Origin of the sequence: Phytohabitans aurantiacus, assembly GCF_027923225.1 — a bacterium.
Taxonomy (GTDB): domain Bacteria; phylum Actinomycetota; class Actinomycetes; order Mycobacteriales; family Micromonosporaceae; genus Phytohabitans; species Phytohabitans aurantiacus.
In genome coordinates, this window is the sequence record NZ_BSDI01000049.1 from 77221 (window position 1) to 91242 (window position 14022).

Sequence of the window (14022 nt, forward strand, 5' to 3'; positions counted from 1 at the left end):
CCGCGATCAGCCCTGCTCACGGGGAGGGGAAGTGGCAGGCTACGGCGCCGGAGGGGTCGTCGGAGAGCTGCGGGTCTTCGGTGGCGCAGCGGTCGCGCTGGGTGTCGTCGAGGTCGTCGCGGTAGCGGGGGCAGCGGCTCCGGAAGCGGCACCCCACGGCCGCCTGGCCCGGCGCCGGCGGGTCGCCCCGCAACAGCACGCGCTCGCGGCGCTCGCGCAGCGCCGGATCGGGCACGGGCACGGCCGACAGCAGGGCCTTCGTGTACGGGTGGCGGGGCGCCGCGTACAGGGTGTCGCGGTCGGCGAGTTCGACGATGCGGCCCAGGTACATGACGGCGACCCGGTCGGACAGGTGCCGCACCACCGCCATGTCGTGGGCGACGAAGAGGTACGACAGGCCGTACTCGTCGCGCAGGTCGGCGAGGAGGTTGACGACCTGGGCCTGTACCGAGGCGTCCAGTGCGGAGACCGGCTCGTCGCAGACCACCAGTTTCGGGCGCAGCGCCAGCGCGCGGGCGATACCGAGGCGCTGGCGCTGGCCGCCGGAGAACTCGTGCGGGTACCGGTTGTAGTGCTCCGGGTTGAGCCCGACGCGGGCCATCAGGTCGGCCACCGCCGCCCGCTGGCCGCCGGGTGGACGTACCCCTTGGATCTTGAACGGGGCGGCGAGGATCGTGCCGGCGGTGTGGCGCGGGTTGAGGGAGGCGATCGGGTCCTGGAACACGATCTGCAGGTCGCGCCGCAGCGGGCGGAGCCTGCGTTCGGAGTACCGGCTGATCTCGTGCCCGTCGAACCGCACGGTGCCGGAGGTCGGTTCGAGCAGTCGGGTCACCAGGCGGGCGGTGGTGGACTTGCCGCAGCCTGACTCGCCGACCAGGCCGAGGGTCTCCCCCGCCCGTACGGTGAACGAGACACCGTCGACGGCCCGCACGCCACCGAAGTCCTTACGCAGGTCACTAACCGACAGCAGATCCGTCATGACGTCACCGGTCGCAGCGTCAGGCGTTGCCCGGTGGTGAGGTGGCAGCGCACCGAGTGTCCGTCTCCACTGTGGACGAGGGCCGGGCGCTCGGTGCGGCATCGGCCGTCCGGTACCTCCTCGTGGTACCCGCATCTCGGCTCGAAAGCGCAACCGGGCGGCATGGCCAGCAACGACGGTGGCTGCCCGCCGATCGGCGCCAGCCGGTCGCGGCGGTCCTGGTCGACGCGCGGCATCGACCCGAGCAGTCCCCAGGTGTACGGGGCCTGCGGGCGGGCGAACAGGTCTTCGACGCCGGCCTGCTCGACGCACTGTCCGGCGTACATGACCACCACCGAGTCGCAGGTCTCGGCGACAACGCCGAGGTCATGGGTCACGAGCAGCACCGCGGAGCCGAACTCGTCGCGCAGGTCCTTGAGCAGTTCGAGGATCTGCGCCTGCACGGTGACGTCCAGCGCGGTGGTCGGCTCGTCGGCGATGAGCAGCCGGGGCGTGCACACCAGTGCCATGGCGATCATGACGCGCTGCCGCATGCCGCCGGAGAACTCGTGCGGGTACGCGTCGTAGCGGCGGTGCGGCTCCGGGATGCCGACCCGGTCGAGCATCTGCGTGGCCCGCTCCCGGGCGGCTCGCTTGCTGACCCGGTTGTGCACCCGGTACGCCTCGCTGACCTGACTACCGACGGTGTAGTAGGGGTGCAGCGCGGAGAGCGGGTCCTGGAACACCATGGCGAGCTCGGCGCCGCGCAGCCGGCGCAGTTCGGCCTCGGGCGCGGCGACCAGGTCGCGGCCGTCGAACCGGATCTCGCCGGTGACCCGCGCCCGGGTCCGCCGCAGCAGGCCGAGGATGGCCTGGCCGGTCACCGACTTGCCGGAGCCGGACTCCCCCACCACGCCGACGATCTCGCCGGGCGCGACGTCGAAGGAGAGCCCGTCGACGCTGCGCACGATGCCATCGTCGGTCGGGAACTGCACGCGCAGATCGCGCACGCTCAAAAGCGAGTCACCGGGCAGCGTCGTCTCAGCGGGCATTGCGCACCCTCGGGTCCAGCACACCGTAGAGCAGGTCGACGACCAGGTTCGCGAACACGATCAGCAAGGCGCCGACGATGGTCACCCCCATGATCACTGGCAGGTCCTGGGACGTGATCGCCCGGTACGCGAGCCGCCCGAGCCCCGGGAAGCTGAACAGCGTCTCGATGAGCACCACGCCGCCGAGCAGCGCGCCGACGTCGAGGCCGACGAGCGTGACGATCGGCGGCAGTACCGCTCGCAGCCCGTGCCGCCCGACGACGGTGCGCGGCGGCAGGCCCTTGGCCCACGCGGTGCGCACGTAGTCCTCGTTCATCGTCTCCAGCATGGTGGCGCGGGTGAGCCGGGCGTACAGGGCGGCGAACAGCAACGCCAGGCAGATCCACGGCGGCACCATCGCGGCGAACCAGCCGACCGGGTCCTCGGTGAGCGGCACGTAGTTGATGCCGTCCGGATACAGCCGCAGCCAGGCCGGGCCGGAGGTGAGCAGGTAGATCAGCAGCATGCCGGTGAAGAACTCCGGCACGGAGACCCCGATCAGCGACACCACCGTGGCCAGCCGGTCGAAGACCGAGCCCCGGCGTACCGCCGACAGCACCCCGGCGGCCACCCCGAACAGCAGCCACAGCACCGCCGCGCCCAGCGTCAGGCCGAGCGTCACCGGGAACGCCTCGCCGATCATCTCCAGCACCGGCCGGTTCTGGCGGAACGAGTAGCCGAGGCACGGCGCCGGGCACTCCACCTCGGTGACGCCGTCACTGAGGTCGCGCCCGGCGACGATGCCTGACATGAACGTCCAGTACTGCTCGGGCAGCGGCTTGTCGAAACCGAACTTCTGGGCGACCGCGGCCGCCTGTGCCTCGCTGGTGGCCTTGCCGGTGTAGTAGAACGCCATGTTGGCACCGGTGAGCCGCGGGGCCAGCTGGAAGATCGCGAAGGTCACCACGCTGACGACCACCACCACCGTCAGCGCGCCCGCGATCCGCCCGAGCAGGTACCGGAGCATCTACTTGCCGTCACTGACCCCGAGGTTGACCAGGTCGTACGAGCCAAGATCGGCGCGGAGGTCGACGTTGGTCACGCGCGGGTTCCGGTACAGGAGGAACTTTTGGTAGAAGTACGGGATGTAGATGGCCCGTTCCATGGTCTGCTTGTCGAGCTCCTGGAAGATCCCGGCCTGCTCGGCGAGCGGTGCGGTGCCGGCGCGCTTGATCAGTCCATTGAGGACGTCGTCGTTGACGCTGACGAAGTTGGTGGTGCCCTCGTCCTGGATGCGGGCGCCGTCGACGAGCAGGCTCAGGAAGCCGTTGCCGCTCGGGTAGTCCGGCGCCCAGCCGATCGCGGCGATGCCGAGTTGCTGCTGCTTCACGTTGGCCGGCGCGCCGATGTAGCTGCCGTAGTAGACGCTCTCGTCCTGCTGCTTGCCGGTCACCTGGATGCCGACCCGCTTGAGGGCGGCCTGCACGCTGGCGAAGATCTGCGGGTCGGAGCCGGAGTTCGTGTACGCCATCACCGTGTCGAAGCCGTCCGGCTTGCCGCACTCCGACAGCTCCTGCTTGGCCTTGTCGAGGTCACCGGTCCAGTCCGCGCCGGACGGGTACGCGTTGGCCTTGCTGTCGTGGCCCGGAACCGCCGGTGGCAGCAGGGTCGCCGCGAAGTCGCCGCCGAAGCTCCCGCCCGACTGCACCAGCAGGTCCCGCTTGTCCAGGGCGTACGCGATGGCCCGCCGGCAGTGCACGTTGTCGAGCGAGGGCGCGGTCGGGAAGATGGCGAACAGCCCGACGAAACCGCTGACCGGGTTGTCGGCGTTGGCTTTCAGGCTCGTGCTGCTGAGGATCTCGGACTGGAACGTCGGCTGCACACCGCCGCCGGCCGCCAGGTCGAGCGAGCCGTTCTTGAGCCGGGCGTCGAGGTCGTCCGGGTTGCTGAGCAGGGTCAGCGTGATCTTGTCCACCTTGGGCTTGCGCACCTCGTCGGTGTCCTGGCTCCACTGTGGATTGCGGGTCCAGGTGACGCTCTGCCCCGGCGTGTACTCGCTCATCACGAACGGACCGGACGCGGTCACCTTGCGGGTGTACGTGCCGCCGGAGTCGTCGGCCTTCGGCACCGGCGCGGTGGCCGGCAGCGCCATCAGGTAGTCGAAGTCGGCGAACGAACTTGTCAGCTTGAACGTGATGGTCTGCGTGTCCGGCGTCTCGATCCGGCGGAGGCCACCGTTCTTGTCCTTGTAGGGCCCCTTGTACGCCGGGTTCCCCTCGGCGTCGCAGGTGTCCAGCAGGCACAGGAAGTACCCAGCCGGCCCGCCCGAGATGACGTCGGTGGCCCACATCCGCTGGAAGCCGTACTTGATGTCGGCGCTCGTGATGGCCGCGCCGGAGGAGAACTTCAGCCCGGTACGCAGCTTGTACTTCCACACCGTCTTGTCCGCGTTGGACTCGCCCAGGCCGGTTGCCAGGTCTGGCACCAGCTCACCGGCCTTCATCGTGCGGGCCGGATCGCCGTACCCGGGCGAGGCGACCAGGGTACGCGTCATCAGCCGCTGCATGTTCCAGCAGAACCCGTTGTACGTGGCCGCCGGATCCCACGAGTCGCAGTCGGAGGTGCCGCCGAGCCGCAGCGTCCCGCCCGTGGCGGTCGAAGCGTTGACGACGCCCTTGCGCGCGGCGTCGAACCCGGCCGCGTCACCGCTCTTGTCCTTGTCCGCCGAAGCCGAACAGCCGGCCGCGGCGACGAGGGTGGCGGCGACCGCCCCCGCGGATATCAGAAGTCTCATCAGCGCCTCATCAGTTTGTCTTGGGATCGAACGCGTCCCGCAGGCCATCGCCGAGCAGGTTGCAGGCGAGCACCGTGACGACCACGGTCAGGCCGGGAAAGAGCATGTAGGTCGGTGTGACGGTGAAGACGTGCGACGCGGAGCCCAGTAACTGTCCCCAGGAGGTGCCCGGCGGTTGGATGCCGACGCCGAGGAACGACAGGGCGGCCTCGGCGAGGATGCGCGTCGGGATGGTGAGGGTGGCGACCACGAGGATCGGCGAGACGAGGTTCGGCAGGATCTCGGTGCCCAGGATGCGGCGGTCGGAGGCGCCCAGGGCGCGGGCCGCCTCGACGAACTCCCGCTGCCGCAGCGCGATCACCTGCCCGCGGACCAGCCGGCCCACGTACGGGAAGCCGAAGAACCCGATGACGAGGATGAGCACGAGGGTGCGCAGCCCGTTGCCGTTCCCCATGCTGCCGAGCACGACCAGCAGCGCGATGGAGAACAGCAGCACCGGGAACGCCAGCAGCACGTCCATGGTGCGGGAGAGCACGCTGTCGACCCAGCCGCGGAAGTAGCCGGCGCACAGCCCGAAGGCGACGCCGAGCACCACCGACAGCGCGGTGGCGCCGAGCGCGATCAGCAGCGAGGTGCGCGACCCGTACAGCAGCAGAGCCAGCAGGTCGCGGCCGGTCTTGGGCTCGACGCCCAGCGGGTGGTCGGCGCTCATGCCGCCGAACGCGCCCTCCGGGAAGCCGACGTTGTCGAGGCTGAGCAACTCGATGTGGCGTTCGGTGTCGATGCCGAGCAGCGCGCAGACCGCCGGTGCGGCGGCCGACAGGGCCACGATGACGGCGAGCACCACGGCGCTCGCGACCGCCACCCGGTCCCGGCGCAACCTCCGCCAGGCCAGCCGGGCGGGCGACCGCGCTACCTGCGGTGCCTGGGTTCCCGTCATGACCTCAAGTAATGTCACATACAGATCATGCTGTCAACGCCGTTCTTGTAACGTATAGTTCTTCCGCGGGAGGTGCTCAGGTGCTGGACCTACGGATCGAGAACGCCAACATCCTGACGATGGATACGACCCGGCCGGCCGCTTCGGCGGTGGGCGTCTGGGCTGGCCGGATCGTCGGAGTCGACGAGCAGATAGCCGGCCTGCCGGCCCGGCGGACCGTCGACGCCGGCGGCGCGACCCTGCTGCCCGGCTTCGTCGACTCGCACACGCACCTGGTCGCCGAGGGCTTCGCCCACGGCGCGATCGACGTCTCGGCCGCGACCACCGCGACCGGCGTCCTGGATCTGATCGCGTCGGCGGCCGCGGCTCTGGACGGGACCGCCTGGGTGGACGTGCTCGGGTACGACCAGCGGCGGATCGGGCGGCACCTGCGCCAGGACGAGTTGGACCGGGCCGGCGGTGGCCGCCGCGTCATCGTCGACCACATCTCCGGGCACGCGGCCGTGGTCAGCTCCGCCGTGCTCGCCGGCTTCCCCACCGACCATCCAGATCTCGACGGCGTCGAGCGTGACGCCGCCGGAGAGACGACCGGAGTGCTGTACGAGCGGGCCACCGGGCTCGCCCGCCGGCTCCGGTTACCACTGTCCACCGTGGAACTGGTGGGCGCCCTGGGACACGCAGCCCAGACCTGCGTGTCCCAGGGCATCACCGCCGCCGTCGAGGCCGGCGTCGGCGCGCTGGAAATCGGGTTCAGCGCGGTCGAGGTCGCCGCGTACCAGGCGGCTCGCGCGGCCGGACGGCTGCCGATCCGGGTGCAGCTCATGGTTTCGGCCGATGCGCTGCACCCGGTTTCGGCACACCGCGACGACCCGATCCGGCGGGGCATCGACCTCGGGCTGCGCTCCGGCTTCGGTGACGACCACCTCAGCCTCGGCGCGGTCAAGATCTTCACCGACGGCGGCGTGATGGTACGCACCGCGGCGCTGACCGAGCCGTTCGCCGGCACCGACAACGTGGGCGTACTGGCCCAGCCGGCGGAGGAGATCGCCGCCACCGTCCTCGACGCACACGCCGCCGGCTGGCAGGTCGGCATCCACGCCATCGGCGACCGGGCGATCGACCTCGCACTCGACGCGATCGACGCCGCCCAGCGCGCCCACCCCCGACCCGATCCCCGGCACCGCATCGAGCACTGCGGCATCACCCGCGACGACCAGCTCGACCGCATCGCCGCGCTCGGCGTCATCGCGTCCATCCAGCCGTGCTTCCTCGTCGACAACAGCGAGGACTACGCCGCGGTCCTCGGGCCGGAACGGATGCACTGGCAGTACCGCGGGCGATCCTTTGTGGACCGTGGCATCGGCATAGCGGGCGGCTCGGACCGCCCGCTGGGCGCCGGCTCCCCGCTGGTGGGCGTGCAGTACATGGTCGAGCGCACCTCGCTGCGCGGCACCGTCACCGGGCCACGCGAAGGGCTCACCGTCGAAGAGGCGCTCGCCTCCTACACCAGCGGCGCGGCATACGCCGCGCACCGCGAGAAGGACTTCGGGTCGGTCACCGCCCGGAAACACGCTGATTTCACGGTACTGTCCGACGACCCCCGCCGCGTCGACCCCGCCCGGATCTCGAAGATCGAGGTGGTCGCCACGGTCGTCGGCGGCAACGTCGTCTACGGCTCGCTGGCGTAGTCCCTCACATGCTGGAGCAGAAGCGGTATGCCATCACCGACGAGGCCGAGATACAAGCGCTCGTACGCGATCAGGGCTGGGCGACGCTGGTCACCGGTACGCCGGCCGGGCTGGCGGTCTCGCACCTGCCGGTAGTGCCCGAGAGCGACTCTCTCGTGGTGCTCGGCCACCTGGCGCGTGCCGACGCCGACCTGCACGAGCTGGGGCGGCACGAGGTGGCGCTCGTCGTGCAGGGCCCGCACGGGTACATCTCCCCGAGCTGGTACACCGGCGGCCCGTACGTGCCCACGTGGAACTTCGTCGTCGCCCACCTGTACGGGCGGCCCGAGGTGCTGGACGCCGACGAGACGTACCGCGTCCTCGACCGCACCGTCGACCACTTCGAGCGGCACCGGCCGTCGCCGTGGCGGCTCGACAGCGTGTCCGGGTACGCCCACCGCATCGCCGGCGGCACGGTCGGGTTCCGCCTGCGCCCGGACCGCGTGGTGGGCAAGGTTAAACTCAGTCAGGACAAGCCCGCTGGCGATGTGGCCAGCGTCGTCGCCGCGCTCGACCGCGATCCAACGCACGCCAACCCGGCGCTCGCCGAGGCGATGCGCCGCCAGCACGCTGTCGCCCAAGAGCAGGCACGCCCGAAGGGATAGCCATGGGATCCGTCCTGCCCGAGATCGACGACCGGTTGCGCGAATGGCTGCTGCGCCAGCCGATGTACTTCGTGGCCACCGCGCCCAGCGGCGACGGCGGCCACGTCAACGTCTCCCCCAAGGGCGGCCGCGGCACCTTCGCCGTGCTCGGCCCGCGCGAGCTGGCCTATGTGGACCTGTTCGGCAGCGGCATCGAGACCGTGTCACACCTGAAGCAGAACGGCCGGGTCACCGTCATGTTCTGCTCCTTCGAGGGCCCGCCGCAGATCATCCGGGTACACGGGCGCGGCGAGGTGGTCGAGATGGCCGACCCGCGCTTCGACGACCTGCTCGCCCGATTCGACCTGCCCGACGAGGCCCGGCCGACCGTGCGCAGCGTCATCCGCGTCGAGGCCACCCGCATCTCCGACTCGTGCGGTTTCGGGGTGCCGCTGATGGCGTACCAGGAGGATCGCCGCCAGCTCTACCGCACCGCCGAGGCGTGGCTCGACCAGCGTGGCCCGGACGCCATCCGCGACTACTGCGACGTCAACAACGGCGAGAGCATCGACGGCCTCCCCGGCCTGACCCCCTTCGGCAGCGCCTTGACCCCGGAGGACCGCGCCCGCACCACCCACGAGGGCCGCAAACTCTAGCGCACACCCGTGATCAGGGCGTCCCTGAAGTCGTTCTAACGACTTGAGGGACGCCCTGATCACGGGCGGACGGGTCACCAGCCTTTGTACGGCCCGATCACGGACTCGGGGACCTTGCCGGCCTCGACGTCGCTCAGGGCCGCGTCGATCACCTCGACCGCCAGGTCGACCTCTTCCTCGGTGAGGATGAGTGGCGGGGTCAGCTCGATGACGTTGCTGCCGGGGCCGACGTAGTCGGTCAGGACGCCCAGCTCGAACGCGCGGTACACGGTCAGGGCGGTCTCCAGCTTCGCGGGCGCCTTGGTCTCCCGGTCGCGCACCAGCTCGACGCCGATCGTGAGGCCCCGCCCGCGTACGTCGCCGATCAGCGGATGCTTGCCGGCCAGGGCGCGCAGGCCGGTCAGGAGGCGGTCGCCCAGCACCTCGGCCCGGGTCCACAGCCGCTCGCTGGCAATCGTCGACAGGACGGCCCGGCCGGCGGCCGCGCAGACCGCGTTGCCGATGGTGGTCAGCAGGATGGCGCCCTCGGCGGCCGCGTCGACCTCGGCGGGCAGCACGGCGGCCGACAGCGGCAGGCCGCCTCCGAGCGTCTTGCCGAGCGTGAGCACGTCCGGCACGATGCCCTCGCGCTCGAACGCGTGCAGGGTGCCGGTGCGGCCCAGCCCCACCTTGACCTCGTCGGCGCACAGCAGCGTGCCGTACCGGTCGCACCGCTCCCGCAGCCCCTTGAGGAACCCGTCGGGCGGCACGATGACGCCGCCGTCGTTTGTCACCGGCTCGACGATCACCATGGCCACATCACCGGCGGACAGCTCCCTGTCGACCTGGTCCAACACGTCCGGCAACAGGACCGAGGCGTACGGGTGCGGGTACGGCACCTGGGCCAGGCCGGGCTCGGGGCGCAGGCCACCGGCCACGTACACGCCGGAGACGCCCTGCGACTCGCCCAGCCCACCGTGGTAGGAGCCGCCGAAGCTCAGTACCCGGGACCGGCCGGTGCCCGCACGCGCCGCGCGGATCGCGGCGGTGTTGGCGTCGCTGCCCGCGTGTCCTATGTAGACCTTGCGGTCGGTGCCGCCCGGCAGTAGCGCGAGCAGCTCCTCGGCGAACCCGACCACCTCGGGCGAGGCACCGAACAGCGCCGACACACCCGCCATCTCGCCCGCCGCCCGCCGCACCGCCTCGACCACGGCCGGGTGCGCGTACCCGAGTCCCGCGGCGCCGAAGGCGGCGGTCATGTCGAGCAGCCGCCGCCCGCCCTCCTCCACCAGCCACGCGCCCTCGCCCTTGGTGGTGGCGAGCGGGTAGAACCGCAGGTGCAGCACGCTCGCAACGGCGGCGAGGTCGCGTTCGTAGAGCGGCGGCAAGCGGGGCCTCCTTCAGGCGTGCCGGCCGCGGATCGGCCGGCCGGGCAGGGCGTCGGGCACGAGCTGGTAGTCGCGCACCACGAACTCGCCGTTGACGAGCACGTGCGCGATCCCGGTCGACGGCCGGATCTCGGTGAACGTGGCCCGGTCGGCGATCGCGTCCGGGTCGAACAGCACGATGTCGGCGTCGGCACCGGGCTGGACGCGCCCCTTGGCCGCCATCGCCGGCGCCACAGTGGACACCAGTTGCGCCGGCAGCAGCGAGCACCGCCGCACAGCCTCCATGATGGACAGAACGCCCAGCTCGCGGACCAGCCAGCGGAACACGCGCGCGTATCCGCCGGCGCTGCGCGGGTGAACCCGGGCCGTCAGTGGCACGGGCCAGGTGTGGCCGGGCAGCCGCTCGCCACTGTCCATGATGGGCATCGTGTCGGTGGCGATGACCGTTTCGTCGAGCAGGATGGTGCGCAGCAACAGGTCGCGCTCGACCGGATCGTTCTCGTCGAGGAAGTCCAGGATCACCAGCCCGCCCGGGTCGGTCGCGCGCAGCTCGCGCAGCCGCTCGACGTTGGCCACCCGCTCCCCGGTCCGCAGATAGGTGATCGCGGTGGTCGGCCGCTCCTGACCGACCCCGGCCTCCGGCGACAGGAACGGCGCGCCGATGTTCGTCGACGCCGCGCCGTACGGGTACGCCTCGGTGCTGACCCGCACGCCGGCCGCCCGCGCGGCGGTGATGGCCGCGCACGCCTCGACCTGCTCTCGGCCGGTGATGCTGTTGAGGTGGCAGATGTGCAGGTGCGCCCCGGTTCGCTCGGCCGCCTCCAGGATCTCGGTGACCCCGTCGAGGCCGGCGTGGCGGATGTGCGTCCAGACCGGTACGCCCAGCTTCGCGGCGCGCGCGGCTATCGCCAGGTACTCGGCACGGTCGGTGTCCGGCGCGTACCCCAGCAGCATCCCGATGCCGAGCGCGCCGTCTTCGACGTCCTTCTCCAGCATGTCGAGTAGCGTGCCCAGCTCCCGCTCGCTGGCCGGGCGCTGCCAGTTGGTCTGGTGGGCGTTCTCCGCCGCGTGCCCGATGTCGAGCGCGTCGCCACCGGCCGGTACCCCGTCGAGCAACTGGAGGCGGGCGAGCACCCAGCCGGCCGAGTACCCGAAGTTGAGCGGCCGCCCCTCGGCGGCGGCGTTGGCGTACCGCTCCGCGACCGGCAGCGCGCCGGCCTCGAGCTCCAGCGCCGTGGTGACCCCGTCGAGCGCCTGGAGCCGGTGGCCGACCAGGTCCTGCGGATGGCTGTGCAGGTCGACGAAGCCGGGCGCGAGCACGAGTCCGGTGACGTCCACGACGGTGGCAGCCGGCGGCGGCTCCGGCGTGACGCTCTGGATGACGCCGTCGCGCACGCCGACCGCGCGCACCGCGTCGAGCCCGGACGCGGGATCGACGACGCGTGCGCCGACGAGCGCGAGGTCGCATTCGATCACCACGTTCGCACCCTAACCTGTACCATCTGCTTCTTCAACGGACCTCCAGCAGGTTTCTGTAACGCGCAGGTCATTCGACCGGCAGGACCAGGAGGCGCAGCAGGCGGTCCGCGTCCGCGTCGGGGTCGCTGGTCAGGCCGGTGTGCACCGGACCCGGCTGTACCACCGTGCTGCGCGGGGCGACCAGCCAGCGGAACCGCTTCCCCGGGTCTTCCCGCGCGGGCGGCCCGGCCTCCGGTGCCGCGGCACAGATGTTGGCGACGGCCCGGAGGGCGCACTCGATCGCGGCAGGATCGGCCGACGGGTCCAGTGCGTGCAGGCGCTCGGCGTCAAGGTGAACGCGGGCACCCAGGTAGTCGAGCGCGTGGCAGTACACCAGGACGCCGGCGTTGAACGCCTCCCCGCGCTCGGGGCGGGGCACGACCCGCAACACCGCATACTCGAACGGGTGCCGGCGGGCGCTCATCGGGCCAACCAATCCGGACGGTTACGCCCCGGCCGCGTCTCCCGGACCGCGGGGCGCGCCGCCGCCAGCGCGGGCAGCCACCCCGCGCGGGCGCGCAGCCGGGCGTCGAGCTGCTCCGTGTACGCCCGGCGCACCTGCTCCGGACCGTCGAAGCCCTCCTCGCCGGCGAGCCACTCGTCCGGTACCCGCTCGGCCGCCTCGCGCAGCAGGTCCGGCGTCACCATCGGAGCGAGCTCGGCGTCCGCCTTCTCCACATGCGGCGCGAACTCCACCAGCACGTGATCCTTCGCGTCATACTCGCGCGCGACGGCATTGGGCGCGCCCGGCCAGTTGTGGTGGAAGGTGAGGCTGGCACCATGGTCGATCAGGTACGCCCGGCCGTGCCACTGCAACATGTTCGGATTGCGCCACGACCGATCCACGTTGCCCACCAGCGCGTCGAACCACAGCACCCGGCCACCGAGCGCGGCGTCGAGCGGAAACGCGGCCGGATCGAAGTCGAGCGCGCCCGGCAGGTAGTCCATGCCGAGGTTGAGACCGCCGCTGGCCCGCAGCAGATCCTGCACCTCCTGATCCGGCTCCGCCCGCCCGAGCACCGGATCAACCTCGATCGCCACCAACTCCGGCACAGGCAACCCGATCGCCCGCGCGACGCTGCCACTGATGATCTCGGCGACGAGCGTCTTGCGCCCCTGCCCGGCCCCGTGAAACTTCACCACGTAGCTGCCGAGATCGTCCGCCTCCATCAACCCCGGTAACGAACCACCCTCGCGAAATGGCGTCACATAGCGTGTCGCCGAAACAGTACGCAGCACAACCGCCGAGTCTAGGGTCTGTCTCCTGGATCTCGGTGGAGCTCGCTATCCGAACAGCTCTCCAAGGACGCCTCGGGCCCGCATCGAGGCATCCTCATCGGGGTAGAAGTCCCGACAGATACGCAGCGCGTCATCGACCGTATGGACGTTGGCGAGCGTGGCGAGGTGCCGCAGATCGTCGATGTCACGGGTTCGCGCGGCCAACGCCTTCATCGCGAAAATGTGTTCAGGCGACGCGACCATGATCCTCAAGTTCGGGTGGTCGAAAACGCGACGCTTACCAGGGTCGTCCTTGCCTGATACGTAGACGCTAGCCTGCTCGTTGAGCCACCACGGCGGTAGTCCAAGATCCTCCGCGACGGCTCGTGACTCCTCAAGAACGACGCCGTGCGGAACGAACATGGCATCGACGTCCCGTGTGACGCGCTCCGCGTCGTATGCGAGCGCCATGGCGGCACCGCCGACTACGAACAGATCAGCAACGACACCTCTGCGAGCCAGTCGTTCGCCAAGAACGGTGAAGGCACGCTCCAGGTCGGCGCGGCCCATGAGAACGCCGCCGGCGTCGGTCATGCTGCCTTCAAATCGTGGGCGGACAGGTAGACGCCACGCTTCCGGAACGCCGCCGGCGCCCGCACCAGCGCGTCGGCGCGCTGGATGGCGAGCTCGGCGGGAAACCAAGCCCGCTTCAATACCCGTGACTCTGACCACTCCGGCGGTGCGAGGCCATGCTGAGCGCACAGGTGCTCGGCCAGCGCGGCGAGCAGGGCATCCCACCGCTCGTCTCCAACCGGTAACGGCTCGGCCTGGAGAAGGCTGACCTGCGACTCAGCCGCCTCCCAGCGGTACTCCTCAAGGAATTCCCAGATCAGCTTCCACCGCACGCGCTCATCTGCGGTCGCTGCCAAATGCTGGCCGAGTTTCGCCAAGGTCATCGGCTCATATCTGACCACCACGTGTCAGATCCTACCGCCCTGTCCGCCCGTCGTAGCCGCTGCGGCGGCACTCACGATGCCGCGCCGGGCAGGGTGCCGGGGGATAGCCAGGCTCAGCACGTCCACACCGCCAGACTCGGGCTACCGCGACGTTCGTCGTGGGCCGTGCCGTTGCTCCCGCGGCCTCACCCTCCGCGATTCACGGTCACCCCCCTCGGGTTGGGTCGTGGGTGCGCGCGGAGTGAGGCCGCGGGAGCAACGGCATGGCCCACG

The 14022-nt window shown here is 70.8% G+C and carries 14 protein-coding genes; 3 read left to right on the forward strand and 11 right to left on the reverse strand.

Going from position 1 to position 14022, the window contains the following annotated elements:
* Positions 1-16: 16 nt before the first annotated feature.
* The 5 genes from QMG73_RS35265 to QMG73_RS35285 are packed head-to-tail and all read right to left on the reverse strand — an operon-like array spanning position 17 to position 5723.
* A complete protein-coding gene (locus QMG73_RS35265) occupies positions 17-979 on the reverse strand; it encodes an ABC transporter ATP-binding protein (RefSeq protein ID WP_281903099.1) in 963 nt (320 codons plus the stop codon).
* Positions 976-2010, reverse strand: coding sequence for an ABC transporter ATP-binding protein (locus tag QMG73_RS35270; protein ID WP_281903102.1), 1035 nt, complete (start codon positions 2008-2010; stop codon positions 976-978). Before QMG73_RS35270 ends, QMG73_RS35265 begins: the two co-directional genes overlap by 4 nt.
* On the reverse strand, positions 2000-3016 hold the full coding sequence (locus tag QMG73_RS35275) for an ABC transporter permease (RefSeq protein WP_281903104.1): 1017 nt from the start codon (positions 3014-3016) through the stop codon (positions 2000-2002). Before QMG73_RS35275 ends, QMG73_RS35270 begins: the two co-directional genes overlap by 11 nt.
* On the reverse strand, positions 3017-4783 hold the full coding sequence (locus QMG73_RS35280; RefSeq protein WP_281903105.1) for an ABC transporter substrate-binding protein: 1767 nt from the start codon (positions 4781-4783) through the stop codon (positions 3017-3019).
* A gap of 10 nt (positions 4784-4793) precedes the next feature.
* Positions 4794-5723, reverse strand: coding sequence for an ABC transporter permease (locus QMG73_RS35285; protein ID WP_281903106.1), 930 nt, complete (start codon positions 5721-5723; stop codon positions 4794-4796).
* A gap of 80 nt (positions 5724-5803) precedes the next feature.
* Here QMG73_RS35285 and QMG73_RS35290 point away from each other — a divergent pair, with 80 nt between their 5' ends.
* The 3 genes from QMG73_RS35290 to QMG73_RS35300 are packed head-to-tail and all read left to right on the forward strand — an operon-like array spanning position 5804 to position 8690.
* On the forward strand, positions 5804-7411 hold the full coding sequence (locus tag QMG73_RS35290; RefSeq protein ID WP_281903107.1) for an amidohydrolase: 1608 nt from the start codon (positions 5804-5806) through the stop codon (positions 7409-7411).
* 8 nt (positions 7412-7419) lie between these two features.
* Complete coding sequence (locus QMG73_RS35295; RefSeq protein WP_281903109.1) at positions 7420-8055, forward strand: FMN-binding negative transcriptional regulator; 636 nt, start codon at positions 7420-7422, stop codon at positions 8053-8055.
* Positions 8056-8057: 2 nt separating this feature from the next.
* A complete protein-coding gene (locus tag QMG73_RS35300) occupies positions 8058-8690 on the forward strand; it encodes a pyridoxamine 5'-phosphate oxidase family protein (RefSeq protein WP_281903112.1) in 633 nt (210 codons plus the stop codon).
* A gap of 74 nt (positions 8691-8764) precedes the next feature.
* On the opposite strand, the gene QMG73_RS35305 is transcribed toward QMG73_RS35300, so the two are convergent.
* From QMG73_RS35305 to QMG73_RS35330, 6 genes are all read right to left on the reverse strand, one after another.
* Positions 8765-10057 (reverse strand): aspartate aminotransferase family protein, encoded by a 1293-nt coding sequence (locus tag QMG73_RS35305; RefSeq protein WP_281903114.1) that lies wholly within the window; start codon positions 10055-10057, stop codon positions 8765-8767.
* A 12-nt stretch (positions 10058-10069) separates the two neighbouring features.
* Positions 10070-11536: an amidohydrolase family protein gene (locus QMG73_RS35310; protein WP_281903116.1), complete on the reverse strand. Its 1467-nt coding sequence runs from the start codon at positions 11534-11536 to the stop codon at positions 10070-10072.
* A 67-nt stretch (positions 11537-11603) separates the two neighbouring features.
* The gene (locus tag QMG73_RS35315) at positions 11604-11999 is read right to left on the reverse strand and encodes a DUF3037 domain-containing protein (protein WP_281903117.1); all 396 of its coding nucleotides are present in this window, start codon (positions 11997-11999) and stop codon (positions 11604-11606) included.
* Complete coding sequence (locus QMG73_RS35320) at positions 11996-12814, reverse strand: HipA family kinase (protein WP_309299564.1); 819 nt, start codon at positions 12812-12814, stop codon at positions 11996-11998. Before QMG73_RS35320 ends, QMG73_RS35315 begins: the two co-directional genes overlap by 4 nt.
* A gap of 45 nt (positions 12815-12859) precedes the next feature.
* A complete protein-coding gene (locus QMG73_RS35325) occupies positions 12860-13387 on the reverse strand; it encodes a DUF6036 family nucleotidyltransferase (RefSeq protein WP_281903121.1) in 528 nt (175 codons plus the stop codon).
* Positions 13384-13770 (reverse strand): hypothetical protein, encoded by a 387-nt coding sequence (locus tag QMG73_RS35330; RefSeq protein WP_281903122.1) that lies wholly within the window; start codon positions 13768-13770, stop codon positions 13384-13386. The genes QMG73_RS35325 and QMG73_RS35330 overlap by 4 nt, the downstream gene beginning before the upstream one ends.
* Positions 13771-14022 lie beyond the last annotated feature (252 nt).